This is a genomic window from Streptomyces sp. NPDC021562, assembly GCF_040640875.1.
Classification (GTDB): Bacteria; Actinomycetota; Actinomycetes; order Streptomycetales; family Streptomycetaceae; genus Streptomyces.
Genome location: NZ_JBFACN010000001.1, coordinates 217,846 through 243,437, shown reverse-complemented (window position 1 = coordinate 243,437; position 25,592 = coordinate 217,846). Strand labels below are relative to the sequence as shown.

Here is a 25,592-nt window from a genome sequence, read left to right as displayed (position 1 = left end):
CTTTCGGGGAAATGTTTTTCAGGTGAACGCGCTCGCGCGACGTCCCCGTTGGGCACTCTCGATCGATCTGCCCCAGTACGTCCCCGCCACGATCAGTGCGGCTCCCAGCGCGGCGAGCACGGTGAGGCGTTCGCCGCCGAACCCGACGCCGACCAGCAGGGCCCACACCGGCTCGGTACCGAGGAGCAGCCCGGCCCGGGTCGCGGAGGTGCGCTGGATCGCCCAGGTCTGGGCGAGGAACGCGAACAGGCCGCAGCCCAGCGCCAGATAGAGGAGCTGCGCCCAGGTGACGGCGCCGGTCCTGGTGAGCGCCGGCAGGCCGGACGCCGCCGGCCCGAGGAAGAGGACCGCGCCGACCACGCTCTGCACCGCCGTCAGCGGCAGCGGACGCAGGGTGCGGCCCGCGGTCACCCGCCCGACCAGCACCACGTGCCCCGCCCGGGCCACCGCAGCCGCCAGCATCAGCAGGTCACCCGCGCCGGGGGTGTGCAGCCCACTGCCGCACACGAGCAGCCCGACCCCGGCCACGCACACAGCGGCGGCGAGGAAGAACCTCCCCGGCAGCCGCGCGCGATCCAGGACCGGGGTGAGCACCAGGGTGAGGCTGATGATCAGACCCGCGTTCCCGGCGCTGGTGTGGGCGACGCCGTAGGTCTCCAGGACGAGGACGGCGGACTGGGTGAGCCCGAGCAGACCGCCGCAGAGCCTCTCGGCGCGGCTGGGGGAACCGGGTCCGCACAGCACGGGGAGGCAGGCGAGCGCGGCGACGGCGTGGCGCAGGAGGAGAACGGTCAGCACGGGGAGGGCGTCCGTGGCCGTCTTCGCCGTCAGGTAGCTGGAGCCCCAGACGACGGCGACGGCCAGCAGCACCCCGTCGGTACGGCGGGTGGTCGGCATGCGGTTCACGATCCCGGACCTGCATGGTGAAGTACACGCCGACTTCGTGAACCAACCCTTTAGCAAAGCTACACTCTGGTCGTGGACGAACGGCAGTTGCGAGTCCTGCGAGAGCTGGGCGAACTGGGCAGCGTCACGGCGGTCGCCGAGGCGCTGCGGGTCACGCCGTCGGCGATCTCGCAGCAGCTGCGCCTGTTGCAGCGCTCGATCCCGGTCCCGCTCACCGAGCGTGCGGGGCGTCGGCTGGTCCTCACGGCGGCCGGGCAGGCGCTGGCCGACGCGGCGATCGGTGTGCAGACGGCACTGGCCCGGGCCCGCCACACCATCGAGGAGTACGTCGAGGAGCCCGCGGGCACGGTGTCCCTGGCCGCCTTCCACAGCGCGGCGGCCGCCTTCTACCCCCTGTTGCTGCGACGGCTGCGGGCCCCGGACTCCCCCCGGCTCGCCCTGCACGACGAGGACGTGGCACAGGCCGGCTTCCCGCCCCTGACCCGCGTCCACGACCTGGTCGTCGCGCACCGTCTCGAACACGCCCCGCCCTGGCCGCGCACCGCGACCGTCACCCCGCTGCTGCGCGAGCCCCTGGACATCGCCCTGCCCGTCGGCCATCCCCTGGCGGCCCGGTCCGCCCTGACCGCCGAGGACGTCGCCGGCGAGCCCTGGATCAGCGTGCACGACGGCTTCCCGCTGCTGGCGACCGTCGACGCCATCTCCGCCGCGGCCGGCCGCCGGGTCGAGATCGTCCACCGGGTCAACGAGATCGCGGTGGTCGCGGAGGTGGTCGCGGCGGGCGGCGGGATCGCCCTGATGCCCCGCTGGACGTCCCGCCCGCACCCGGGTGTCGTCCTCAGAGCACTCGACGGCATCGAGGTCCACCGTCACATCGACGTCCTCCACCGCCCCGAACGCGCGGCGCGCCGGGCGGTGCGGACCGTGCTCGGCGAACTCCTCGCCGCCGCGGACACCGTCCGGGGCCAGGGCGCGGTCCGAGCGGACCGCCGCGCCGCGGGTGCCGGGTGAGCGCTGCGCCGGCTTGACCTGGAGCACGCTCCAACTCCTAGCGTTCTCGTCGTGACCGTCGCCGAGGAGAACGGAAGAACCGGCATGAGCGAGAGCACGACCCGTGAAGAGCGTTTCGCCCAGGGCCTGGAGGTCATGGGCCAGGTCTCCGGCGGCGCCGCCCCCCAGGTCCTCGACGCTCTGGCCGACACCAGTCCCGAGCTGGGCCACCAGGTGGTCGCCTGGGGCTTCGGGGAGATCTACTCCCGCCCCCAGCTGCCGCCCCGCGACCGGCAGTTGGTGACGCTGGGCATCCTCACCGCGCTGGGCGGCTGCGAGCCCCAGCTGGAGGTGCACATCAACTTCTCCCTCAACGCGGGCCTCACCCCGGAGGAGATCGTGGAGGCGCTGCTGCACTCCGCCGGGTACTGCGGCTTCCCGCGGGCGCTGAACGCCACCCTGGTCGCGAAGAAGGTGTTCGCCGATCGCGGGCTGCTCCCGGTCGGGGAGCGGCCCGCGGCCGGTACCGACGTCGCTTAGGGCTCTAAGGTCAAGAGGAACACGGATACGGCGGGGCGCGGTGTGCGGTGCGCTGTGCTCGCCGGGTGCGAGGAGGTGACGGACGTGGACGGGTTCTGGCCGGTGCCGGACGCGCTGGCCCATCTGGCCGGGCGGTGGCGGGTCGAGCGGACCGTGCGGGACCTGGCGGGCGGGGACGAGGGGCGGTTCGAGGGGACCACGGTGTTCCGGCCGCTGGACGGGGGCGGGCTGCTGCACGAGGAGTCGGGGACGTTCACCTGGCAGGGGGTGGCGCGGCCCGCCGAGCGGACGCTGCGGTTCCTGCCGGGCGCGCGGCCGGGCACGGTGGACGTCCGGTTCGCCGACGGGCGGCCCTTCCACGACCTGGACCTGACATCGGGGCGGTACGTCGCCGACCACCCCTGCGCGGCCGACCTCTACCGGGGCGAGTTCACGGTCCGGGACGCCGACCGCTGGCGGACGGTGTGGCGGGTGGGCGGCCCGGCGAAGGACCTGGTCCTGACGACCGACTACACGCGCGACGGGTGACCGGAGCCGGGCGCGCCGGCGCCGGGCGGGGCTACGTGCGCGAGGGCTGCGGTGGCACGGCGTCGAAGCGAAGGTTCCACCGGCCGGCGAGGCCCGTGACCGTGGTCGTCGACAGCGGGCGGACGTCGATGTTCCAGTAGGTCGAGGGCGGCGCCTTGAGGGCGTAGACGACGGCGGCGCGGATCACCGAGGGTTCGGCGACGGCGACGATCCGGCCGCCGTCGCCCACCGGGCGGGTGTCCAGCCAGCCGCCGACCCTGGAGATGAACCCCAGCAGCGACTCGCCGCCGTGCGGGACGGCACGCGGGTCGGCGAGCCAGGCGTCCACCTGGTCCGGCTCCCGTGCCATCGCCTCGCCCAGCGTCAGCCCGCGCCAGCGCCCCATGTCGCAGTCGCGCAGGGCGAGCTGGACCAGCGGGGCGTAGCCCAGGCCCTCCCCGGTCGCCCGGCTGCGTGGGGTGGGTGAGCAGTAGCGCAGCTCGGCCGCCGCCAGCGGCAGCAGCTCGGGGACGACACGCTGCACCTCCTGCCAGCCCGCCTGGTCCAGCGGGCGGTCGTCCTCGAACCGCTCGGCGAGCATCGGTGAGCTGCGCGCGGCCGCGACGAACGTGACCCGTAGTGACATGCGGCGATGGTGGGACGCCCATGTGCGCAGGTCAAGAGCGTTCGGTCGGTTGGTTGCCGGACGTGGGGGAAACGTTACCCAGTGGTCAGGAGGTGTCCGACAAGTCGGCCGTCATGTCACTCCGGCACCGGGTAGTAGAGCGCCATCCACTGGTCCGGGTGTTCGAGCGGGGCGAAGCCGAGCTTGGCGTAGACGCCGTGGGCGTCGTGGGTGGCCAGCAGCACCCGGCGCACCCCGGACGGCCGCAGGTGCTCGCGGATCGCGCCGACCATCGCCGTGCCGACGCCCTTGCCGCGCACCGTCGGGTCGACGTACACGTCGGCCAGCCAGGCGAACAGCGCGTGGTCGGTCACCACGCGCGCGTACGCCACCTGCTCGCCGGTGACGGCGTCGTACACCCCGAAGTTGAGGGACCCCGCCATCGCCCGGCGCTGCTGGTCCAGCGGGCGGCCGGTCGCCCAGTACGCGTCGGTGGACAGCCAGCGGTGGACGCGGTCGACGTCGACCCGGTCGGTGTCGGCGGAGAACTCGTAGCCCTCGGGGAGGCGGGGTGCATCACTCATGCGGGGATCCTCGCCGCTGGGGCGCGACGGAGTCGATCGGATTTCAGGATCCGGGGCGCAGTACCTCGTCGCAGGCGGCGCGCAGCCGTCGCACCCCTTCGGTGAGTTCGCCCGCCCCGGCGACCGCCGCGAAGCTCAGCCGGACGTGAGCGGCGGGGGGTTCGGCGCTGAAGTAGGGGCGGCCGGGGGTGATGGCGACGCCCGCGCGCAGGGCGGCGCCGGTCAGGGCCGTGTCGTCGACGCCCTCGGGCAGCCGCAGCCAGAGGTGGTAGCCGCCGGACGGGAGGTGCGGGAGGGTGAGTTCGGGGAGGTGCTGGGCGAGGGCGCCGGTGAGCGTGGACCGGCGGGTCGTCAGCTCGGCCGACAGGGCGCGCAGGTGGCGGGGCCAGGCCGGGGAGCCGACGAGTTCGAGGGCGGCCTCCTGGAGCGGGCGGGGCACGAAGAAGGTGTCGACGATCTGGATGGTGCGCAGGCGTTCGAGGACCGGGCCGCGGGCGGCCAGGGCGGCCACCCGGAAGCTGGGGGACGTCGCCTTCGTCAGCGAGCCCACGTAGACGACCACCCCGTCCGGGTCGTCGGCCACGAGCGGGCGGGGCAGCGGGCCCGCGTCCGCGTGCACGAGCCGTCGTACGAAGTCGTCCTCGACGACGAACGCGCCGGCCTCGCGGGCGATGCGCAGCACCTCGGCGCGGCGGTCGGGGGCGAGCACGGCGCCCGTCGGGTTCTGGAAGAGCGGCTGGCAGACGAAGACCCGGGCGCCGGTGGCACGGAAGGCGTCGGCGAGCAGTTCCGGCTTCACGCCGTCGGGGTCGACCGGGACGGGGACCGGGCGCAGGCCGGTGGCACGGGCGATGGCGAGCATGCCGGGGTAGGTGGGCGACTCCACGAGGACGGGGGCGCCGGGCGGGGCGAGGGCACGCAGGGCGGTGGCGAGCGCGGACTGGCCGCCGGCCGCGATCAGCACCTCGGCGGCGGTGACGGCACCGCCGATGTCCCGGGCGAACCACTCGCGCAGCTCGGGCAGTCCGTCGAGCGGCGGCCGGCCCCAGGCGCCGGGACGCCGGCCGGCCCTGGAGAGCGCCGCCGCCAGGGCGCGTTCCGGCTCCAGGGAGGCGTGCAGGTAGCCGCCGCTGAGTTCCAGGACGCCGGGCGGCGGGGCGGCCAGGCAGACGGTGACCCCGGAGGCGTCGACCGTGCGCGGGACCACGTCGAGGGCGCCCTCGGCGCTGAGCGCGACCTCCTGCCAGGAGGTGTCGCCGGCGGGCTCGGTCGCGGCGCGCGGCCGGGCCTTGAAGGCACCGGCGCCGGGCCGGGTGACGACCAGCCCTTCCGCGACCAGCTGGGCCAGCGCCCGCGAGACGGTCACCGGACTCACCCTGAACCGCTCGACGAGCACCCGGCTCGACGGGAGCTTTCCACCCGGTGAGTAGCGGTCGAGATCCCGCCGCAACTGTTCCGCCAGTTCAACGGCGCTGCTACGCTCTTGCATGAGAGTAAAGAGTAGCGCTACCGAACCGCATCCGATAGCGGTCAACGGTTCCCCGGGAGGTCCCGGGACCACCGCTCCCGCCGCCCGCCGGCTGGGCACCGTGCAGGCCGCCCTCGGTGTCGTCGCCTTCTCCCTCACCTTCCCCGCCACCGCCTGGGGCCTGGAGGGCTTCGGCCCGTGGGCCCTGGTCGCGGTGCGCAGTGTGCTCGCGGCGGCCCTGGCGGGCGCCTGCCTGCTGTTCCTGCAGGTACGACCGCCCGAGCGGCGGCACTGGGCGGGGCTGGCCGTGGTCGCGGCCGGCGTCGTGCTGGGCTTCCCGATGCTGACCACCCTCGCCCTGGAGACCTCCACCACCTCGCACGCGGCGGTCGTGGTGGGCCTGCTCCCGCTGACCACCGCCCTCTTCTCGGCCCTGCGCACGGGCGTCCGCCCCTCCCGCACCTTCTGGGCCGCGGCGCTGGCGGGCGCGGCGGCCGTGCTGGTGTTCACGGTCGCCCAGAGCGGCGGGGCGCTCACGACCGCCGACGGCTACCTCTTCGGGGCGCTGGTGGTGTGCGCGGCCGGCTACACCGAGGGCGGCCGGCTGGCCCGGGTCATGCCGGGCTGGCAGGTCATCGGCTGGGCGCTGGTGCTCTGCCTGCCGCTGACCGTCCCGGCCGCGGTGGTCGCGCTGTCGTACGAGCCGGTCGTCTGGAACGCGCACGGAATCGCCGGTCTGCTGTGGGTGGCGGCGGGTTCGCAGTTCCTCGGACTGATGGTCTGGTACCGGGGCATGGCGACCATCGGGATCCCGAAGGCCAGCCAGTTGCAGTTGGCCCAGCCCCTGCTCACACTGGTGTGGTCGGTGCTGCTGCTGGGCGAGCACCTCACCGTGGCCGCTCCACTCACGGCCGCCGCAGTGCTCGTGTGCATCGCCGTCACCCAACGATCACGATCGTGAGGAGGCCCTGGAGATGCGTGCATCCGAGGGCGACCAGCTTGTCCAGCACGGCAGGGTGGTCGGACAGCACGACCAGGTCTCGACCGTCGTCAAGGTGCTGGGCCCCGAGGGCACCCCGCCCTACCGGGTCCGCTTCGAGGACGGCCATGAGGCCATCATGTCCCCCGGCCCCGACTGCCAGGTCAGGCACCAGGAGACCCGTCAACAGTTCTAGGCCCGTGCGGGGGTCCGGTGGTCAGCCCGGTGGGTTCGCCGGCTGCCGGTAGTGGTCGGCGACCACCCGGGACAGGGCACCGATCCGGTCCGCGGCCACGTCCTTGGCCGCGAAGTACACGTGCCCGCCGACCTGCGGGTACCGGCTGGCCAGGGTGAGGTGCCGGGACAGCTCGGCCGGGTCCTGCCAGGCCGCGGCCGCACCGGCGGCTCCCGCCTGGTAGAGCGCCTCGCCGATGTACAGCCGGGTCCCGGACCCCTCGGCCACCCCCGCCCACCAGTCGACGACCTCGGCGTAGTCGGCGGCGGCGTTCCCGATCTGCCAGTACGCCTGCGGGACGATGTAGTCGATCCAGTTCTTCCGCACCCACGTCCGGGTGTCGGCGTACAGGTCGTCGTACGTCTCGACGCCCGCCCTGGTGTCCGAGCCGCGGGGGTCGGTGGCGGCGTTGCGCCACACCGCGAACGGGCTGATCCCGAACCGGGTGCCGGGCCGCAGCTTCCTGATCCCGGCGGCGGTCTCGGTCACCAGCTTGTCGATGTTGTCGCGTCGCCAGGCCGCCCGGGAGGAGAAGTCACCGCCGTGGGTGTCGTAGGCCTCGTCGTCGTCGAAGGTCTGGCCGGCCACCGGGTACGGGTAGAAGTAGTCGTCGAAGTGGACCGCGTCCACGGGGTACCTGGCGACCGCGTCGAGGATCGCCTGCTCCACGAAGGCGCGGACGGCCGGCAGCCCCGGGTTGTAGTAGAGCCTGCCGCCGTAGGGCACCACCCAGTCCGGGTGCTTGCGCGCCGGGTGCGAGGAGACCAGCTTGCCCGGATCGGTGTGGTTGGCGATCCGGTAGGGGTTGAACCAGGCGTGCAGCCGCAGACCCCGGGCATGCGCCTCCTCGACGGCGACGCCCAGCGGGTCCCAGCCGGGGTCCCTGCCCTGGGTACCGGTGAGGTACTGCGACCAGGGCTCGTACGGCGAGGGCCAGAAGGCGTCCGCGGTGGGCCTGACCTGGAACATCACGGTGTTGAGCCGGTGCCGGACCGCCGTGTCGAGGAGGGCGGTCAGCTCCCGGCGCTGGTCCCCGGCCGTGAGTCCGGCGCGGGAGGGCCAGTCGCGGTTGGAGACGGTGGCCAGCCACATGCCGCGCATCTCGGTGGCCGCCCGGCGAGGACGTGCCGCGCCGGCCGCCGCGCCCGGTGCCCCCGTGGTGAGCGTGGCCAGCGCCGCCAACGCGAACGCCCTGCGGGAGACTCGTGCCATCGTGAGACCTTCCGACGCCGCGGATCCGCGCGATCACGGATCGCTACCGCGCACAGGATGCCCCCACCCGGACGATCGATCATCGATACTTACGGGTAACGTGCACGAACGGAGCAGGCACCGGATCCGGAGGTCCTGCCGGCCGCCCGAAGATCAGCGAAAGGGACGATGTGACCGACATCGAGAAGGTCGGAGTCGTGGGCTGCGGCCAGATGGGAGCGGGCATCGCCGAGGTGTGCGCCCGCGCCGGTCTGGACGTGCGGGTCGCCGAGACCACCGGCGAGGCCCTGGAGATCGGCCGTACCCGGCTGTACAACTCCCTGGCCAAGGCCGCCGAGCGCGGCAAGATCAGCGAGGAGGAGCGGGACGCCACCCTGGCCCGGCTGAGCTTCACCACGGACCTCGGCGAGTTCGCCGACCGTGACCTGGTGATCGAGGCCGTCGTGGAGAACGAGCAGGTGAAGACGGAGATCTTCCAGGTGCTCGACCAGGTGGTGACCCGCCCGGACGCGATCCTCGCCTCCAACACCTCCTCGATCCCGCTGGTCAAGCTGGCGGTCGCGACCTCGCGCCCCGACCACGTCATCGGCATCCACTTCTTCAACCCGGCGCCGGTGCAGAAGCTGGTCGAGCTGATCCCCGCCCTCACCACCTCCGAGGGCACCCTCAGCCGTGCCCAGATGTTCGCCGAGAAGGTGCTCGGCAAGCACGCGATCCGCGCCCAGGACCGCTCCGGCTTCGTGGTCAACGCGCTGCTGGTGCCGTACCTGCTCTCGTCCATCCGGATGTTCGAGTCGGGTATCGCGAGCCGCGAGGACATCGACAACGGCATGGAGATGGGCTGCGCCCACCCGATGGGCCCGCTGAAGCTGTCCGACCTGATCGGCCTGGACACCATCGTCTCCATCGCGAACAGCATGTACGCCGAGTACAAGGAGCCGCTGTACGCCGCTCCTCCGCTGCTCCAGCGCATGGTCGAGGCGGGCCGGCTGGGCCGGAAGACCGGCTCGGGGTTCTACACGTACGGCTGAGCATCCCCCGTTGGTCACAGGGAGCGACGCTCCACGGGCCCGGCACCTCCTTCGGTGCCGGGCCCGTGCGTTTCACACACCGTGTGCACCCCGGGCCCGCATATGCCCTTCGCACACTCTCCCCACGCGCTCACCAGGCGAGTTCACTCTTCATGCGCATGCAAAGGGATGCGGAACAACGACTTCGACTACGCAAGGGAGTGGACCCGTGACCACCGAACCAGAGCATCCCGTGGTCCAAGGAGAACTCGCAGAGTTACGTCGCCGCCTCGATGTGGCCTACGCACAGGTCGAGGGAGGGCTGAACCTGCTCAGCCACCGCACCAAGGAGACGGCCAAGGAACTGGACGAGCTGAACACCCGCCTGTCCTCGCTGGAGCACGCCCGCTGGCCGCTGCCCTCACTCGCCGCGCTCACCGCGCTGGGCGCCCTGGTGGTCACGGTCTGGCAGGCGCTGGCCCGCTGACCTACCGGTCGTCGGCGAGCCTCATGTGATGCAGCAGGAGTAACGCGGCCGCCATGTTGGCGGCCGGGACCTCCCCGCGGGCGATCAGGTCCGGGACGAGCTTGAGGGAGACCCACTCCCGGCGGTCCGACTCGAAGTCGTCCACGGGGTGTCCGACGTACTCGCCCTCGTCCGACCAGTAGATGTGGTGCCGGGCGTCGGTGAGGCCGTTGGACGGCTCCACGGTCATGAGATGGTGCAGGGTCCCCGGCCGCCAGCCGGTCTCCTCCTCCAGTTCCCTGGCGGCCGCGACGGCGATGTCCTCGCCGTCCTCCACGACTCCCGCCGCGAGTTCCCAGCCCCAGCTGTCGGTGATGAAACGGTGGCGCCACAGGAGCAGGACCTCGCCCGCTCCGTTGACCACCGTCGCCACGGCCACCGGCCGCAGCCGTATCAGGAAGTGGTCGAGGTGCCGGCCGTCCGGCAGCTCGACATCTGCGAGATTGACGCTGAACCAGCGGTTTTCGTACACGGTTTGTTCGTTCTGTTTCGCCCACTGCATGGTTCTGCCACCTTCCGCCGAGTAAGTGGCAATATCGCAGCAGGGGCTCCTCAGGCCTACAGCACGCCTAGAGCGGTACGCGCAGTGCGCCGTCGATGAGTTCGGCGGCCTCGGCGGTTCCGGTGCCGCCGCTGCGCACCAGGTGCTCCCGTACCGCGCGCAGTCTGTCGCGCAGCCGCTGAGACTCCATCCCGCGGGCCTGCTCGGCCATCAGCACGGCTGTGGCCACCGCGTTGTCGGCGTTTCCCTGGCGCAGTTCGATGGTGCTCAGCATGGCGAGCCGGTGCACCCGCCCCCGGTCGTGGGCCGGGTTGTCGACGGCGGCCGCCGCGTGCTCCCGGGCGGCGGCGAGTTCGCCGAGGCTGAGCAGCGCCTCGGCCACCTGTACGTTGACCAGGCCCGGTTGGACATAGCCGGTCTCGTCGGGTTCGTGGCCCCGCCGGATACGATCGGCGGCCGTCTCGGCCAGCCGGATGCAGGACAGCGCGCTCGTGCCGTCGCCGAGGTGGGCGTACGCCTTGGCCTGCATCGCGTAGAGGTCGGAGGCGAGGGCGGGGGTGATGTGCTTGCCCGCGGTGCGCAGCGCGGCCTCCGCGAAGGCGACGGCCTGCCGGAACTCCCGCATGAACAGCGACTGGTTGACGAGCAGCGCGATGACGTACGCGCCGAGCCCCCGGTCCCCGCTGGCCTTGGCCAGGCGCAGGGCCTGGTGGAAGTAGCGCTGGGCGAGACCGTGGGCGTCGGAGTCGTACGCGCAGATTCCGGCGATGGCCACCAGCCCGCCGGTCGCCCGGTGCAGTTGGCGTCCGGTGGCGTCGGTGTAGCTGCCGCGCAGCAGCGGGGCCGCCTCGGCGTTGAGGAAGCCGACGATCCGGGTGCGGGTCGCCATGCCGCCGGCCTTGCGGTACATCTGCTCGTAGTGGGCGCGGGCCGCGCGCAGCATCTCCAGGTCCCCGGGGGTCACCCGGTGCCGTCCGCCGCGCGAGACGTCGACGTCCTCCGGGGGGTTCTCCCACTCCCACACCGGCATCACGGCGGGCGTGCCGGTGACCGCGGGGGCGCCGAGTACGTGCGGGCGCTGCTGCTCGTCGGAGCGCCACAGGGCGGTGGCCCGTTCGACGAAGCCGGAGAGCGAGGTGGCGCCCGGGGCGCCGGGTTCGCCGGGGACGCCGAGGCCGATGTCGTCGAGGGTGACCGGGCGGTGCAGGCGGCCCGCGAGCACCTCGCAGATCAGGTCGGGCACCTGCCCCCTGGGCCGCTGCCCCTTCAGCCAGCGGGCGACGGCGGTGTGTTCGTAGCGTAGCGAGAGTCCACGGGCTCGGCCCGCCTGGTTGACATGGGCGGCGAGACCTGCGTGCGAGATCCCCGCCTCGTCCAGGATCGCGTCGAGCAGTGAGTTGGGCTGCATGGATGCCCCCCGGGTGGCCTGGTGCCGCCAGCGTAGTGCGTGCGCGTTCACACGGGGTGTGAACCGAGTGCGCGCATCCCGGCGTGCGCGCGCTGGCACGGAGGGTGTCCGTTCGGTCTGCTACGGGTGGGTCGGGGTTGCCCGGGCGGTGCCCCCCGCTCCCGAGGGGGCACGTTGATGCGTGCGTGCGTTGTGGATCACCAGGAGGGCGATGTCGTCGGCCGGGCGGCCGTTCGTGTGGTGCAGCAGGGCCGTGAAGACCGTGCGGAGGACGGCCTGGGGGGAGGCCGGGCGGTCCCCGACCGTCTTCCCGAGCGCTTCCGGCAGGGAGAAGAAGCGGCCTCTGGCGTCTCTGGCGTCCTCCGCTCCGTCCGTGAAGAGGACGAGCGACTCACCGTCGAGCAACCGGCCGCAGTCGGTCGCGGTCAGGTCCGTCGGCAGTGGGAAGGGCCCGAGAGGCGGCAGTGGATCGGCCGCCGACAAGGGCGCCACCCGCGCGCCGCTCAGCACGTAGGGCCAGGGATGACCGCAGTTGATCGCCCGTACCTCGCCGTCTCCCGCGATCTCCAGGAGCAGCAGGGTGACGAACTCCTCGGCGACCGGGTTGTCCGGGTCGAGGCCGCTGGAGGGGTGTTCCGTCCTGGCCCGTTCCCGAAGGTGCCGGGCGAGGGCGCGGTCCAGACGGCCCAGGACCCGGCCCAGTTCGGGTTCGTCGTGGGCGGCCTCGCGGAAGCTGCCGAGGACGGCTGCGGCCGTGGCGATGGCGGCCAGTCCGTGTCCGCGGACGTCGCCCATCACGACCCGTACGCCGTGTTCGGTGGCGACGGCCTCGTAGAGATCGCCGCCGATGCTCGCGCCCCGGTCGGCGGAGAGCTGGGCGGCGGCCACGTGCAGCCCGGCGAGGCGCGGTGGCAGCGGCCGCAGGAGCACGCTCTGCGCGGCACCGGCGACCTTGCGGGCCTGCCTCAGCTCCCTGAGCAGGGTCCGGCGGACATGGAGTATCAGCCCGGTGCCGACCGCGAAGAACACCGCGCTGGTGACGATCCGAGCGCCGAACGCGTTCTGCTCGGCCAGCGGGCACCCGAACCGGTAACCGACCGCGACGGCACCCCATGCCGTGGGCAACGCCAGGGCGAGGGCACGGCGCCTGGGCCGTGCCTGCGTCCGGGGCCGCCTGCTGCGGGGAACCCCAGCCTTGATGCGGATCATGCCGATGGCCCCCATGTAGGCCCTGACAGACAGAATCGGACCGACCCCGAAAGGCCGGTCCGATTCTGTCGACGGCATGCCCACGAAGGGCCATGTCCAGGTGGATCTCACTCAAATGAGTGAGCAGCCACCGGACACCGCATGGATGCAGGTGGCGGGGGCTAGCCGCGCAGCACCGCCCCCGTGCGCTCCCCGGCGAGGGCGACCGCCGCATCCCGGGCGGCCGAGGCCTCGTCCACGGTCAGCGTGCGGTCGGGCGCCCGGAAGCGCAGCGCGTACGCCAGCGACTTCTTCCCGTCGCCGAGCTGCTCGTCGTTGACGTAGACGTCGAACAGCCGGATGGCCTCCAGCAGTTCACCCGCGCCCTCGCGCAGCGCCGCCTCGACCTCCGCCGCCGGGACCGGCTTGTCGACCACGAGCGCGACGTCCTGGGTGGCCACCGGGAACGTCGAGATGCTCGGCGCCTGCGGGGTGCCGTCGCCGGCCCGTTCCACCGCGTCCAGGTCCAGCTCCATCGCGCAGGTGCGGGCCGGCAGCCCCAGCGCCTTGACGACCCGCGGGTGCAGCTCGCCGGCGTGGCCCACGACCCGCTCGGCACCGTCGGCGAGGACCACCAGCTCGGCGCACCGGCCGGGATGCCACGGCCCGTACTGGCCGGCCCGCGCGATCAGCTCGGCCCCGGCCTCACGCGCCACCGCGCGCCCCGCCTCGATCGCGTCGGCCCAGTCGGCCGGTCGGCCCTTGCCCCACCAGCCGGCCTGCTCGCGGGCGCCCGCGAGGACGACGGCGACATGACGCGGCTGCTCGGGCAGCACGGCGTTCAGCGCGGCGATCTCCGCGTCGGTGGGGCGGCGGTCGACCGGGAGGTGTCCGGCGCTGCCCTGCTCCTCGCGGGGCAGGAAGACCAGGCCGGTCTCGAACAGCGCCAGGTCGTGCGCCCCGCGCCCGTCGTTGCGCCGGAGCGCGCCGAGCAGGCCCGGCAGCAGCGACGTACGGAGCACGGGCTCCTCGTCGTTGAGCGGGTTGGTGAGCCTGACGACGCGGCGGGCGGGGTCGTCGGCGGCCAGACCGAGCTGGTCGAAGACGCCCTCGCCGACGAACGGGTAGTTCGGTGCCTCGACGAAGCCGGCCCCGGCGAGCGCGCGGCCCACCCGGCGGTGCAGCCGCTGCCGGGCGGTCAGGCCCCGGCCGGCCGACGGCTTGGGCAGCGTGGAGGGCAGGTTCTCGTAGCCCTCCAGCCGGATGACCTCTTCGGCGAGGTCGTTCTGCTCGTACAGGTCCGGCCGCCAGGACGGCACGGTGACGATCAGCTCGTCCTGCCCGTAGACGTCGCAGCCGACCTCCTGGAGACGGCGGACGACGGTCTCCCGGCCGTACACGACACCCGCGACCTTGTCGGGGTGGTCCGCCGCGAGGGTGATGGTGTGCGGCGCCGACGGCGCGATGACCTCGGTGACCCCGGCCTCGGCGGTACCGCCGGCGAGCAGCACCAGCAGGTCGACGGTGCGCTGCGCGGCGGCGGCCGCGGCCTGCGGGTCGACGCCGCGCTCGAAGCGGCGGGAGGCCTCGGAGGACAGCTTGTGCCGGCGGGCGGTGCGGGCGATCGCGACCGGGTCGAAGTGGGCCGCCTCGATCACCACGTCGGTGGTGGATTCGGCCCCGTTCTCGGCGGCGTCGTGGTCGGCGATCTCGGTGTCGGCGCCGCCCATGACGCCCGCGAGGCCGATGGGCCCGCGGTCGTCGGTGATGACCAGGTCCTCGGCGTGCAGCGTGCGCTCCACACCGTCGAGGGTGACGATCTTCTCGCCCTCGGCCGCGCGGCGGACGCCGATGGTGCCCTGGACCAGGTTGCGGTCGTAGGCGTGCAGCGGCTGGCCGAGTTCCATCATCACGTAGTTGGTGACGTCGACGGCGAGGGAGATCGGGCGCATGCCGACCTTCTGCAGGCGGCGCTGGAGCCAGATCGGGGAGCGGGCCTCGGGGCTCAGACCGCTGACGGTGCGCGCGGTGAAGCGGTCGCAGCCGAACGGGTCCGAGACCTGGACCGGGTAGCCGAAGGCGTTCGGTCCCGGCACGTCGAGCAGGGCCGGGTCGCGCAGCGGCAGACCGTAGGCGATGGCGGTCTCGCGGGCCACGCCGCGGATGGACAGGCAGTCGCCGCGGTTGGCGGTGACGGCGATGTCCAGGACCTCGTCGACCAGTTCGAGCAGCTCGACGGCGTCCCTGCCGACCTCGGTCTCCGGCGGCAGCACGATGATGCCGTGGGTGCCGTCGTCGCCCATGCCCAGCTCGTCGCTGGAGCAGATCATGCCGTGGGAGGTCTTGCCGTAGGTCTTGCGGGCGCTGATCGAGAATCCGCCGGGGAGCACGGCCCCGGGCAGCACGACGACGACCTTGTCGCCGACGGCGAAGTTGCGGGCGCCGCAGACGATCTCCTGGGGCTCGCCGGTGCCGTTGGCGGAGCCGACGTCGACGGTGCAGAAGCGGATGGGCTTCTTGAAGCCCTCCAGCTCCTCGATGGTCAGCACCTGGCCGACCACCAGGGGGCCCTTGAGGCCGTCGCCGAGCTGCTCGACGGTCTCCACCTCGAGGCCTGCCGAAATGAGCTTGGCCTGGACGTCACGCCCGGTCTCCGTCGCCGGCAGGTCGACGTACTCCCGCAGCCAAGAAAGCGGGACCCGCATCAGATCTCCATCCCGAACGGCCGGGTGAACCGGACGTCACCCTCGACCATGTCTCGCATGTCCTCGACGTTGTGGCGGAACATCAGCATCCGCTCGATGCCGAACCCGAAGGCGAAGCCGCTGTACTTCTCCGGGTCGACGCCACAGGCGGTGAGCACCCGCGGGTTGACCATGCCGCAGCCGCCCAGCTCGATCCAGCCCTCGGAGGAGCAGGTGCGGCAGGGGCGGTCCGGGTTGCCGACGGACTCGCCCTTGCAGACGTAGCAGAGCATGTCCATCTCGGCGGACGGCTCGGTGAAGGGGAAGAAGTTCGGCCGCAGCCGGGTCTTCATGCCCTCGCCGAACAGGGACTGGACCATGTGGTCCAGGGTGCCCTTGAGGTCCGCCATGGTCAGGCCCTCGTCGACGGCGAGCAGCTCGACCTGGTGGAAGACCGGGGTGTGGGTGGCGTCCAGCTCGTCGGTGCGGTAGACCCGGCCCGGGCAGATCACGTAGACCGGCAGCTCACGGTCGAGCAGGGAGCGGATCTGCACCGGCGAGGTGTGGGTGCGCAGGACGACACCGGACTCGGTGCCGCCCCCGGCGCCCCGCACGAAGAAGGTGTCGGCCTCGCCGCGCGCCGGGTGGTCCGGGCCGATGTTCAGGGCGTCGAAGTTGAACCACTCGGCCTCGACCTCGGGGCCCTCGGCGACCTCGTAGCCCATGGCCACGAAGATGTCCTCGATGCGCTCCGAGAGCGTGGTCAGCGGGTGCCGGGCGCCGGCCGGGACGCGGTCGTAGGGCAGGGTGACGTCCACCGCCTCCTCGACGAGCACCCGGGTGTCGCGTTCGGCCTCCAGCTCCTCCTGGCGGACGGCGAGGGCCTTGTTCACCGCGCCGCGGGCCTGGCCGACCAGCTTGCCGGCGGCGGCCTTGGCGTGCGGGGGCAGGGCGCCGATCTCGCGGTTGGCGAGGGCCAGCGGGGAGGTGCCCCCGGTGTGGGCGACCTTGGCCTCCTGGAGCGCGTCGAGGGAGTCCGCGGCGGCGAAGGCGGCGAGCGCCTCGTCCCGCATGCGCTCGATCTCTTCCGGTTTCAACGCCTCGACCTCTACAGGGTCGTACGACTTGTTCGGTGCCGACATCTCTTCCCGTGCTTCCGATTACTGGCGGATGGTCCCCGTGACCGTCGGTGGCCGTGTGCAGGACACAAAGGTGCCAAAGGCCGAGTCTAACGGGGTGGAGGTGTACGGATGCGCCCGCGGGCCGCTCGGCCGGTCTCAGGTGAGATACGCCGGCGCGCTCACGGGCAACGTAAATCGGAACTCGGCGCCGCCGCTGGGGGCGCGTCCGACGGTGATGGTGCCCCCGTGGGCCTCCACGATGCCCTTGACGATGTACAGGCCAAGGCCGGTGCCACCGCGCTTGCTGCCCCGCCAGAAGCGGGTGAAGACGCGGTTCATGGACTCCTCCGGGATGCCTGGCCCCTCGTCGCCCACCGTGACCGACGTACCGGCGTCCTCCCCTTCGCGCGGGGACGCCGAGGGCGTGACGTCGATGGTGACAGTTCCCTCGCCGTGGCGCACGGCGTTTTCGATGAGGTTGCTGAGTACCTGGTCGATCTTGTCGGGGTCGGCCCAGAGCGCGGGCAGCGGCTGCTCGATCCGCAGCAGGAACCGGTCGGCGGGCTGCCCGGCGGCCACGTACGCCTGGATGTGCCGTCCGACGGCCGCGCCCATGTCCACCGGCTGCCGGCGCACTTCGAGCCGCCCGCTGTCGATCCGCGAGATGTCCAGGAGCTCGGCGATGAGCCGGGTGACCCGGTCGGCGTCCGCGTCCACCGTCTCCAGCATCAGCCGCTTCTGGTCGTCGGTGAACCGTTCCCATTTGGCGAGCAGGGTGGCCGTGAACCCCTTGACGGAGGTGAGCGGCGAGCGCAGCTCGTGGGCGACGGTGGCGATCAGCTCCGCGTGGCTGCGTTCGGTGCGGCGCCGGGCCTCGGTGTCCCGCAGGGAGACGACGACCCGGCGCACGGGTCCGGCCGGTTCGGCGCGCACGTAGCGGGCCGACACCATCACCTCCCGGCCACCGGGCAGCAGCAGGTTGCGCTCGGGCTGGCCGACCCGGATGGCGAGACCGCCGTAGGGGTCGGTGAGCTGCCACCAGCGCCTGCCCTCCAGGTCCTCTAACGGCAGGGCCTTCTCCAGCCTCAGACCCAGGGCGTCGGCGGGTGCGGTGGCGGTGATGCGGGCGGCGGCGGCGTTGAAGCAGACGACGATGCCGTGCTCGTCGGCGATCACCAGGCCGTCGGGCAGTTCGTCGGGGTCGATGCCGAGCCCGGTGAGGTCGCCGTGCCGGGGTGCGGGTACGCGGCCGGTGCCCCGGCCACCCGGCGCGTTGCTGGTGCCGACACTCATCCCCTCACTCCACCTCTCAGACGGCGCAGCAGGCCCCCGGGCTGGTCACCCTACTAGCCCCTGGTGACGGAACGGCACCCTCCGGGGGCACGCTGTGCACGGGCCGATGCGTAGAGACATACGGCGGCGGCGGTGGCAAGGTTCAGGCTTTCGGCCTTTCCGTGGATCGGGACGCGCACGACGGCGTCCGCGAGCGCCCGGGTCTCCTCCGGGAGCCCCCACGCCTCGTTGCCGAACACCCACGCGGTCGGGCCGCCCATGGTCCCCTTGTCGAGTTCGTCGTCGAGGTCGTCGGTGCCCGCGCCGTCGGCGGCGAGGATCCGCACCCCGATGTCCCTGAGCCCGGCCACGGCCTGCTCGACCGGGACGCCGACGGCGACCGGCAGGTGGAAGTGCGAGCCGACGGAGGCGCGCACGGCCTTGGGGTTGTAGAGGTCGACGGACGCGTCGGTGAGGACGACGGCCTCGGCACCGGCCGCGTCGGCGCACCGCAGGACGGTCCCGGCGTTGCCCGGGTCACGGACGTGGGCGAGGACGGCGACGAGCCGGGGGCGGGCGGCGAGGACCTCCTCGAAGGGGGTGTCGAGAAACCGGCAGACCCCGACGAGGCCCTGGGGCGTCACGGTGGTGGAGATGTCGGCGATGACGTCCTCGGAGGCGAGGTGGATCCGGGCGCCGGCCGTCCTGGCCTCCCCCACGATGTCGGCGTACCGCTCGGCGGCCTCGACGGTCGCGAACAGCTCCACGAGCGTCGGTGCGTCCCCGGCCCGGTGCCCGGCCGCCTCCCGGACGGCCTGCGGCCCCTCGGCGAGGAACAGCCGGTCCTTCCCCCGGAAGTTCCGCTTCGCGAGCCGCCGGGCGGCAAGGACACGCGCGGAACGCGGGGAGATCAGCTCGGGGGTGGCCATCGTGTCGGTCACTTTCATGGAACGCGGCGGAGGAGCGCCCCTTCAGGGGCGCGGGACTGTGCTTGATGTGCGGCTGCCGCCGCGTGGGCGCGACCAGCCCCCACCGACCCGCAGCCGAACAACAAGCCACGAGCCTCAACAACAGGACCCGCAAGCTTTTCAGCCTGCGGGTCCTCATGTCACGTCGGCCGGAGCCAGCGCAGCGTCACGCCGCCTTCGGGGCGTTGACGTCCGACGGCAGCGCCTTCTGCGCCACCTCGACGAGCGCGGCGAACGCGTTCGTGTCGTTGACCGCCAGCTCGGCCAGGATCTTGCGGTCGACCTCGACGTTCGCGGCCTTCAGACCCTGGATGAAGCGGTTGTAGGTGATGCCGTTGGCGCGGGCAGCGGCGTTGATGCGCTGGATCCACAGCTGACGGAAGTCACCCTTGCGCTTCTTGCGGTCGTTGTAGTTGTAGACCAGCGAGTGGGTGACCTGCTCCTTGGCCTTGCGGTACAGGCGCGAACGCTGACCGCGGTAGCCGGAGGCCTGCTCGAGGATCGCCCGGCGCTTCTTGTGGGCGTTGACTGCCCGCTTGACGCGTGCCACTTGTTAACTCCTTGTAGCGGGGCCGCGGTTGGACTCACGCGGCCCGGAAACGACTGGGTCCCGGTTGTACTGACTCAGGGCGCGGCGAGGCGCCCTCGTGTCACTTGCCGAGAAGCTTCTTGATCTTCGCGGTGTCACCCGGGGCCATCTCGGCGTTGCCGGTCAGGCGACGCGTCACGCGGGACGACTTGTGCTCGAGCAGGTGGCGCTTGCCGGCGCGCTCACGCAGCACCTTGCCGGAGCCGGTGACCTTGAAGCGCTTGCTGGCACCGCTGTGCGTCTTGTTCTTCGGCATAGCGCCGTTATCTCCTCGTCGGTGGCGCTCCGGTGCCCGGTCGCGAAAACCGGGCACGGTGGAACGTCGCTCTTGTATCGGTTACATCCTGGGACGCTCGCCCCCGGCTGCTGCCCTGGGGCGGGTGTACCCCGGGATCACGCCTCGGCGTGCTCCTCGGCGGGCGCCTCGACCTCGACGTCGGCCTCGGCCTCGGCGGGGTTCTGCGACCGACCGGGGTTGGCCTTCGCCTCCGCCTTGCGGGCTTCCTGCGCCTGCCGGGCCTCGGCCATCGCCTCGGTCTTCTTCTTGTGCGGACCGAGAACCATGATCATGTTCCGGCCGTCCTGCTTCGGGTTCGACTCCACGAAACCGAGGTCCTGGACGTCCTCCGCGAGCCGCTGCAGCAGTCGGTAGCCCAGCTCGGGCCGGGACTGCTCGCGACCACGGAACATGATCGTGATCTTGACCTTGTCGCCCTGCTTGAGGAACCGGACGACGTGACCCTTTTTGGTGTCGTAGTCGTGCGGGTCGATCTTCGGCCGGAGCTTCATTTCCTTGATGACCGTGTGCGCCTGGTTCTTGCGCGCCTCACGGGCCTTCATGGCCGACTCGTACTTGAACTTGCCGTAGTCCATGAGCTTGCAGACCGGCGGGCGTGCGCTCGCAGCCACCTCGACGAGGTCGAGGTCGTACTCCTGGGCAAGCTCCAGGGCCTTGGCAAGCGGAACAATCCCGACCTGCTCGCCGCTGGGACCGACAAGTCGCACTTCGGGAACGCGAATCCGGTCGTTGATGCGGGGCTCGGTGCTGATGGATCCTCCTCGGTAGCACCACGCGACGGTCTGGCGGACAGCCGCGTAACGTCTGTGTCGTAAGACCTAACCGCACCGAAGCACAAAAAATGCCCCGGACGATCACAGGCGGGACTCCTCGAACTACCGGAGACACCGCCACGGGGATCGCGGGGCGCACTATCGGACGGAACGCCGTCGCCGTGACACGGCGAAGCGACCGTCTGACCGGTGACCCGCCGCCCTGGGGGTGGTCGGGTGGGAGTTCGAAGCCTCCACTTGTGGGCCGGGTCGGTTAGCCGTATGGCACACCTGTCCGGCCGGTCGTCAGACCAGGCTAGCAGCCAATCGAAGAGACGGCCAATTGGGGCGAGGCGGGCCCTGGTGAGCGCGGTTCGCGGCTGCGCCTATCGTGTGGGGCATGAGTGAGACGCCCCTTTCCGGCCCCGGCTCCGCCGAGCAGCCCGACTACGACGAGATGACCCGCGACATCGCCGAGGTCCCCGCGGTCGAGGTGATCGTGACGGTCGCCGTCAACCTGATGAGCGCGGCCGCCGTGAAGCTCGGTCTGACCGAGGAGGGCGACAAGTACAAGGACCTCGACGAGGCCCGCAAGCTGGTCACCGCGCTGGCCGGACTGCTCGACGCCTCCGCGACCGAGATCAGCTCCTTCCACGCGGCCCCGCTGCGGGACGGCCTGAAGTCGCTCCAGCTGGCCTTCCGCGAGGCCTCGATCGTCCCCGACGAGCCGGGCCAGGGCCCGGGCGAGAAGTACACCGGCCCGGTCTACGGCTAGGGCCGCCGGGCTCAGTCCCGCACGTACAGGGGCTCGCCCGGAGGTGTGGTGCCGGCCGGCAGGAGTGCCAGGTCGAGGCCGCGCACCAGGCGGGCCCGCAGTGTCTCGTCGGCGGCGAGCCGCTCGGCGACGGAGCGCGCGGCGGCCGCGGGCGGCACGGCCGGGTCGAGGACGAGGGCCAGGACGCCGTCCGCCTGTCCGGGACCGAGGTGGGCGCGGAGCACGGCGGGCTCGGCGGCCACCGCCGTGCGGACGGCCTCCAGCACCCGGGGGTCGGTGAGAGGATCGGCCGTCGTGCGCCCCTCCGCGAGGGCGAGCAGCGCGGCGCCCGTCAGCTCGAACGGCACCGGTCCCGACAGGTCCAGCACCACGGTGTCCGCCTTCTCGTGCGCGGCGGCCTGCAACGCCTGGTGCAGGGGTACGGCCACGGGCCGGGCCGCCGGGTCCCAGCGGGCCAGCGACGCGGTGGAGGTGAAGGCGGGCAGGGCGGTGCGGCCGCCGGCCTTCAGGGTCGGCACCGCCATGTCGCTGGTCTTCTCGCGGCGCAGCCCGTTCTCGTCCTCCTCGACCTCGCCGAGCACGGCGACGACGGGAACCAGCAGCCGGGCGCCCCGCAACGCCTCCAGGACGGGGCCCACCGCCGTGCGGTCCTCGGCCCAGGCGGCCAGCGCGGCGGTCAGCCGGGGGTCGGCGGAGCCGTCGTCGTCGGAGTAGCCGGAGTCGGGAATGTTCTTGTTCGCCACGGTCCCCGACCCTATCGGGGGGATGCTGCTGCGGTTGTGCGGCCCCCGAAACCGGGCCGACACCGCTTTCACAGGAATCTCAGAATTCCCTGACCTTCCTCTAACGTCCGGCAAACGGCGCGCACAGTCCCCACCCCGAGCATCACGGGCATGGAGTCCCCCAGAGCCACTTCCGGTGCCCGCCGCGGCCGGCGCCGCGCCCGGCCACGGCGCCGGGCCCTTCTCCCCGTCTCCCTCGCCGTGGTCGCCGTCCTCGGCGCGACCGCGGCGGGCACCGTGTACGTGAAGGCGCACACCCGGGAGGACGCCGTATCCTCGGCTGCGTCGCCGTCGCCCTCCCCCTCGGCCTCGGCGCACGGGAAGGCGACGGTGGAGCCCGTGACGGAGCCGGCCGTGGACCGGGATGCCCTGCTGGGTTCGGCGATGGCGACGGTGAGCGTGCCGCCGGGTGCGCAGGTGGCGGCGGCGGTGCTCGACCTGGACACCGGTGACAGCGCGGTCCACGGCGACGCGGCCTTCGACACCGCGAGCATCGTCAAGGTCGACATCCTGGCGACGCTGCTGCTGCAGGCGCAGGACGCGGGGCGGCGGCTGACGGCGACGGAGCGGGCGTACGCCACGAAGATGATCGAGAACAGCGACAACGCGTCGGCGTCCGAGCTGTGGGACACCATCGGCAGGGCGGAGGGGCTCGACGCCGCGAACAAGCGGTTCGGGCTGACCTCGACCGAGGGGGGCGAGGGGGCGCTGTGGGGGCTGACCCAGACCACGGCGGCGGACCAACTCACCCTGCTCCGGCAGGTGTTCGGGGACGATTCGCAGCTGAGCGAGGCCTCGCGGGCCTATGTCCGGGGTCTGATGGGGACGGTCGAGTCCGACCAGCGGTGGGGGGTTTCCGCCGTGGCGGACGGTTCCGCGTTCGCGCTGAAGAACGGGTGGCTGGCGCGGAGCACGACGGGGCTGTGGGACGTCAACAGCATCGGGCGGGTGACGGTGGGCGGGACGGACTACCTGGTGGCCGTGCTGTCGAAGGGGACCGTGAGCCAGGCGAAGGGGATCTCGCTCGTGGAGGCGGCTGCCAGGGCGGCGGTGAGTTCCTTCACCGGAGCCGATTCGTCGGCGTCCGCTTCGGCTTCGCCGTAGCGGGAGGCACCACGGGTTCTGTGGCGGCCGCGGCCACGTGGGGGCTCGTCGCGCAGTTCCCCGCGCCCCCGGCGGGGCGCCTGCCCTCGGGTGCTTCGAGGATCAGGGTGTTTCGAGCGACCGGCGGCGGCCTCGCCACAGGACGACCGCGGCCACCAGGAGGACACCGCCCGTGCCGCCTGCCAGGGGGGCCGCCCAGTCGCTGGCGCTCGCCGTGTCCTGCTGCGGGTCAGGGCCCGGACCGAAGTACTTCTTCCCGTACGAGGCTGCCGTCAGGTCCTGCGTCCTGAGCCTGCCCGCCGCCTTGATGGCGGCCACCGGGTCGATCATGCCGAAGCCCCGGGAGTCGTCCCGGCCGCCCGCCGGGGCGTCGCGGGCGGTGTCCTCCACGAGCTTCTTGATCTGCGCGGGGGTGAGTCCGGGGTGGGCGGCCTTGATCAGGGCCACGGCGCCCGAGACGAAGGCGGAGGCGGCGCTGGTGCCCCAGCCCTCGTAGTACTTGTGGTCCGGGTCCGCGATGACGATGTCGTCGCCGGGCGCGCTCACCGTGGCGTACCAGCGGCGGGTGGAGAAGGAGGCACGGGTGCCGAACTTGTCCACAGCGGTGGCCGCGATGACACCGGGATAGGCCGCCGGGTACGAGATGTGGTCGCCCTTGTCACCGCCGTTGCCCGCCGAGGCGACGACCACGACGTCCTTCTTCAGGGCGTACTGGATGGCCTCGTCCTCGCTGGGCTCGGGGTGCGCGGAGTCGGAGTCGTCGCCGAGGGACAGGTTGATGACGTCGGCGCCGTGGTCGGCGGCCCAGCGGATGCCCTCGGCGAGGGCGTCGCCGCGGGTGGAACGGGCCTTGCCGCGGGCGCTGTCGCCGTCTTCGAGGATCACCCGGACGGGCAGGATCCTGGCCTCGGGCGCCACGCCCATCACGCCGTCGCCGTTGCCGACGCCATGGCCGTGACCGGCGATGATCCCGGCCATGGCGGTGCCGTGCCGGGCCCAGTCGCGTTGGCCCTGCCGGGCGCCGAAGCCGATCATGTCCTTGGCGGGCAGGACGTTGCCGACGAGATCCGGGTGGTCGGCCTCGACGCCGGTGTCCAGGACGGCGACGGTGACGCCCCGGCCCTTGGTGGTCTGCCAGGCCTCGTCGAGGTGCAGGGCGGACAGGCCCCACTGCTGGGCGCGGATGCTGTCCGCGTACGCGGTCGTGGACGGCAGCAGGGCGAGCGAACCGGCGCACAGCAGGCTCAGCGCGGCTCCGGTCGCGCGGCGCTTCATGAGGGTTTCTCCGTTGCCGGGCCTGCGATGTTCTGGCGCAGACGCCGTTCGATGCGGTCGGCCAGGCCCTGGGCCTCGTTGCCGAGGCCGGCCTGGGCCACGGCCGTGGTGGCGCCGGACGCCTCCGCGTCGGCGGCGGGCTGCGGGGTGTCGACGGTACGGCCGTCGGCCCAGCCGGAGACGGCGTAGGCGACGACCGGGGAGTCGGTGAGCACGGAGACCGTCCAGGAGGCGCGCTGGTGCGGGCCGAACCGCTCGGCCGCGGTGCCCTTCGCGGCGTACGGGAGGGGCATCAGGTCGGTCCGGCGGTCCAGGCGCTCGTCCGCGAAGCGGGTGGCGAGGGCGGTCATGGCGGCCGGGTCGGCCCTGGTGAAGAGGAGGCCTACGGTGGTCACGTAGCTCTGGGTGGCGTCGGTGTAGGTGGCGCGGATCAGGCGCCGGCAGCCGACGGGGGCGAGCACCTTGCGCAGCAGCGGGTCGAAGGCGTCGGTGCAGCCGGTGGCCGGGGCGACGCCGATCCGGGTCCAGGTGCGGTCGGCTCCGCCGGGGCCGGCGCCGGTGCCGAGCACGGTGGGCGGGAACAGTTCGTCGACGGGGACGTTGTGCCACAGGTCGGCGGCGGCGCTGTAGGTGCCGGCGGCGGTCACGTCACCGCCGTCGTCGACGATCCAACTGCCGGTCACGGCGCCGCCGATGAGGCCGAGGCCGAGGACCATGCAGGCGGCGGCAGCGGCGGTGCGGGGGGCCACGCGACCGACCAACGACAGCCCCCGCCCACGCTCGTCGTATCCCTCGGGCTCACCGAACGTGACAACAGGGCGGTCCCTGCCGGGAGTTCCCGCGGAGGCGGTCCAGGACATGGCGGGGTCCGGCATCGGGCCGGGCGGCGCGCCCGGGTCGCCGGAACCGGCGGGCGGCACCGGGGGCGCCGCCGGGCGGGGCGGCGCACCGCCCGGCACGCCGGCCGCCGGACCCGACGGGTCATCGACGACAGCGGACCGCGCCACGCGCGAGCGCGAGGCCGCGCCGGAAGGGGCGGCTCCCGCAGCCTTGACCGCCGGAGGCTCGGAGGGGCGGGGCGGGGTGCCCGTCGCCGGGGCGGAGCCGGAGGACGGAGGGGGCGCCGAACGCGCAGGGGCGCCCGCGGAACGCGACGCGTTGCCGGTCGTCGGGGGCCCGGACGGGCGGGGCGGGGTGACAGGTGCCGGGGCGGAGCCCGGGGACGGAGGGGGCGTCGGGCGGGGTGGGGCGGCTGCGGAACGCGACGCGTTGCCCGTTACCGGGGGCTCGGA

General features: G+C 72.7%; 27 protein-coding genes. 9 read left to right on the top strand and 18 right to left on the bottom strand.

The window, feature by feature from the left end; translation table 11 throughout:
• Window positions 1–18: 18 nt before the first annotated feature.
• The gene (locus AB0G52_RS01130; RefSeq protein ID WP_361332623.1) at window positions 19–897 is read right to left on the bottom strand and encodes an EamA family transporter; all 879 of its coding nucleotides are present in this window, start codon (window positions 895–897) and stop codon (window positions 19–21) included.
• 81 nt (window positions 898–978) lie between these two features.
• On the opposite strand from AB0G52_RS01130, the gene AB0G52_RS01125 reads away from it, so the two are divergent.
• The 3 genes from AB0G52_RS01125 (at window position 979) to AB0G52_RS01115 (ending at window position 2,964) form a co-directional block, all read left to right on the top strand.
• Window positions 979–1,917 (top strand): LysR family transcriptional regulator, encoded by a 939-nt coding sequence (locus AB0G52_RS01125; protein WP_361332620.1) that lies wholly within the window; start codon window positions 979–981, stop codon window positions 1,915–1,917.
• 84 nt (window positions 1,918–2,001) lie between these two features.
• Window positions 2,002–2,436 (top strand): carboxymuconolactone decarboxylase family protein, encoded by a 435-nt coding sequence (locus AB0G52_RS01120; protein ID WP_361332947.1) that lies wholly within the window; start codon window positions 2,002–2,004, stop codon window positions 2,434–2,436.
• Between the two features lie 84 nt (window positions 2,437–2,520).
• Window positions 2,521–2,964 carry a DUF6314 family protein gene (locus AB0G52_RS01115; protein WP_132889189.1) on the top strand — a complete coding sequence of 148 codons (444 nt, stop codon included), beginning with the start codon at window positions 2,521–2,523 and terminating at the stop codon, window positions 2,962–2,964.
• Window positions 2,965–2,995: 31 nt separating this feature from the next.
• On the opposite strand, the gene AB0G52_RS01110 is transcribed toward AB0G52_RS01115, so the two are convergent.
• From AB0G52_RS01110 to AB0G52_RS01100, 3 genes are all read right to left on the bottom strand, one after another.
• Window positions 2,996–3,589, bottom strand: a complete 594-nt coding sequence (locus tag AB0G52_RS01110; protein WP_132889188.1) for a histidine phosphatase family protein — start codon at window positions 3,587–3,589, stop codon at window positions 2,996–2,998.
• Between the two features lie 116 nt (window positions 3,590–3,705).
• Entirely contained in the window at window positions 3,706–4,152 is a 447-nt protein-coding gene (locus AB0G52_RS01105) for a GNAT family N-acetyltransferase (protein ID WP_132889187.1), read from the bottom strand.
• Window positions 4,153–4,195: 43 nt separating this feature from the next.
• Complete coding sequence (locus AB0G52_RS01100; protein WP_132889186.1) at window positions 4,196–5,641, bottom strand: PLP-dependent aminotransferase family protein; 1,446 nt, start codon at window positions 5,639–5,641, stop codon at window positions 4,196–4,198.
• Here AB0G52_RS01100 and AB0G52_RS01095 point away from each other — a divergent pair.
• Entirely contained in the window at window positions 5,640–6,581 is a 942-nt protein-coding gene (locus tag AB0G52_RS01095) for a DMT family transporter (protein WP_361332615.1), read from the top strand. The genes AB0G52_RS01100 and AB0G52_RS01095 overlap by 2 nt on opposite strands.
• Before the next feature lie 13 nt (window positions 6,582–6,594).
• On the top strand, window positions 6,595–6,795 hold the full coding sequence (locus AB0G52_RS01090; protein WP_132889184.1) for a DUF1918 domain-containing protein: 201 nt from the start codon (window positions 6,595–6,597) through the stop codon (window positions 6,793–6,795).
• A gap of 21 nt (window positions 6,796–6,816) precedes the next feature.
• On the opposite strand, the gene AB0G52_RS01085 is transcribed toward AB0G52_RS01090, so the two are convergent.
• A complete protein-coding gene (locus tag AB0G52_RS01085) occupies window positions 6,817–8,046 on the bottom strand; it encodes a family 10 glycosylhydrolase (RefSeq protein ID WP_361332611.1) in 1,230 nt (409 codons plus the stop codon).
• A 170-nt stretch (window positions 8,047–8,216) separates the two neighbouring features.
• Here AB0G52_RS01085 and AB0G52_RS01080 point away from each other — a divergent pair, with 170 nt between their 5' ends.
• Both AB0G52_RS01080 and AB0G52_RS01075 read left to right on the top strand, forming a co-directional pair.
• On the top strand, window positions 8,217–9,077 hold the full coding sequence (locus AB0G52_RS01080) for a 3-hydroxybutyryl-CoA dehydrogenase (protein WP_132889182.1): 861 nt from the start codon (window positions 8,217–8,219) through the stop codon (window positions 9,075–9,077).
• 208 nt (window positions 9,078–9,285) lie between these two features.
• A complete protein-coding gene (locus AB0G52_RS01075; RefSeq protein ID WP_132889181.1) occupies window positions 9,286–9,543 on the top strand; it encodes a hypothetical protein in 258 nt (85 codons plus the stop codon).
• A gap of 1 nt (window position 9,544) precedes the next feature.
• Here the strand turns inward: AB0G52_RS01075 and AB0G52_RS01070 are convergent, their stop codons facing one another.
• From AB0G52_RS01070 to infC, 10 genes are all read right to left on the bottom strand, one after another.
• Window positions 9,545–10,084 carry an NUDIX hydrolase gene (locus tag AB0G52_RS01070; protein ID WP_132889180.1) on the bottom strand — a complete coding sequence of 180 codons (540 nt, stop codon included), beginning with the start codon at window positions 10,082–10,084 and terminating at the stop codon, window positions 9,545–9,547.
• Window positions 10,085–10,151: 67 nt separating this feature from the next.
• Window positions 10,152–11,492 (bottom strand): transcriptional regulator, encoded by a 1,341-nt coding sequence (locus AB0G52_RS01065; RefSeq protein WP_132889179.1) that lies wholly within the window; start codon window positions 11,490–11,492, stop codon window positions 10,152–10,154.
• Between the two features lie 120 nt (window positions 11,493–11,612).
• On the bottom strand, window positions 11,613–12,701 hold the full coding sequence (locus AB0G52_RS01060; protein WP_132889178.1) for a PP2C family protein-serine/threonine phosphatase: 1,089 nt from the start codon (window positions 12,699–12,701) through the stop codon (window positions 11,613–11,615).
• Window positions 12,702–12,862: 161 nt separating this feature from the next.
• Window positions 12,863–15,385 carry a phenylalanine--tRNA ligase subunit beta gene (pheT, locus tag AB0G52_RS01055; RefSeq protein WP_132889177.1) on the bottom strand — a complete coding sequence of 841 codons (2,523 nt, stop codon included), beginning with the start codon at window positions 15,383–15,385 and terminating at the stop codon, window positions 12,863–12,865.
• Window positions 15,385–16,506: a phenylalanine--tRNA ligase subunit alpha gene (gene pheS, locus AB0G52_RS01050; RefSeq protein ID WP_132889176.1), complete on the bottom strand. Its 1,122-nt coding sequence runs from the start codon at window positions 16,504–16,506 to the stop codon at window positions 15,385–15,387. Before pheS ends, pheT begins: the two co-directional genes overlap by 1 nt.
• A 135-nt stretch (window positions 16,507–16,641) precedes the next feature.
• Window positions 16,642–17,778 carry an ATP-binding protein gene (locus AB0G52_RS01045; protein WP_132889175.1) on the bottom strand — a complete coding sequence of 379 codons (1,137 nt, stop codon included), beginning with the start codon at window positions 17,776–17,778 and terminating at the stop codon, window positions 16,642–16,644.
• 53 nt (window positions 17,779–17,831) lie between these two features.
• On the bottom strand, window positions 17,832–18,686 hold the full coding sequence (locus AB0G52_RS01040) for an RNA methyltransferase (RefSeq protein ID WP_361332944.1): 855 nt from the start codon (window positions 18,684–18,686) through the stop codon (window positions 17,832–17,834).
• 205 nt (window positions 18,687–18,891) lie between these two features.
• Window positions 18,892–19,275: a 50S ribosomal protein L20 gene (gene rplT / locus AB0G52_RS01035; RefSeq protein ID WP_132889174.1), complete on the bottom strand. Its 384-nt coding sequence runs from the start codon at window positions 19,273–19,275 to the stop codon at window positions 18,892–18,894.
• 100 nt (window positions 19,276–19,375) lie between these two features.
• Window positions 19,376–19,570 (bottom strand): 50S ribosomal protein L35, encoded by a 195-nt coding sequence (rpmI, locus tag AB0G52_RS01030; RefSeq protein WP_046726698.1) that lies wholly within the window; start codon window positions 19,568–19,570, stop codon window positions 19,376–19,378.
• Between the two features lie 137 nt (window positions 19,571–19,707).
• Window positions 19,708–20,364: a translation initiation factor IF-3 gene (gene infC, locus AB0G52_RS01025; protein WP_132889173.1), complete on the bottom strand. Its 657-nt coding sequence runs from the start codon at window positions 20,362–20,364 to the stop codon at window positions 19,708–19,710.
• 400 nt (window positions 20,365–20,764) lie between these two features.
• On the opposite strand from infC, the gene AB0G52_RS01020 reads away from it, so the two are divergent.
• A complete protein-coding gene (locus AB0G52_RS01020) occupies window positions 20,765–21,139 on the top strand; it encodes a DUF1844 domain-containing protein (RefSeq protein ID WP_132889172.1) in 375 nt (124 codons plus the stop codon).
• An 11-nt stretch (window positions 21,140–21,150) separates the two neighbouring features.
• Here the strand turns inward: AB0G52_RS01020 and AB0G52_RS01015 are convergent, their stop codons facing one another.
• A complete protein-coding gene (locus tag AB0G52_RS01015) occupies window positions 21,151–21,882 on the bottom strand; it encodes an SseB family protein (protein WP_361332603.1) in 732 nt (243 codons plus the stop codon).
• Between the two features lie 150 nt (window positions 21,883–22,032).
• Here AB0G52_RS01015 and AB0G52_RS01010 point away from each other — a divergent pair, with 150 nt between their 5' ends.
• Window positions 22,033–23,025 (top strand): serine hydrolase, encoded by a 993-nt coding sequence (locus AB0G52_RS01010; protein WP_361332600.1) that lies wholly within the window; start codon window positions 22,033–22,035, stop codon window positions 23,023–23,025.
• 102 nt (window positions 23,026–23,127) lie between these two features.
• On the opposite strand, the gene mycP is transcribed toward AB0G52_RS01010, so the two are convergent.
• Both mycP and AB0G52_RS01000 read right to left on the bottom strand, forming a co-directional pair.
• Complete coding sequence (gene mycP / locus AB0G52_RS01005) at window positions 23,128–24,300, bottom strand: type VII secretion-associated serine protease mycosin (RefSeq protein ID WP_361332597.1); 1,173 nt, start codon at window positions 24,298–24,300, stop codon at window positions 23,128–23,130.
• Complete coding sequence (locus tag AB0G52_RS01000; protein WP_361332594.1) at window positions 24,297–25,049, bottom strand: hypothetical protein; 753 nt, start codon at window positions 25,047–25,049, stop codon at window positions 24,297–24,299. The genes mycP and AB0G52_RS01000 overlap by 4 nt, the downstream gene beginning before the upstream one ends.
• Window positions 25,050–25,592: the final 543 nt, after the last annotated feature.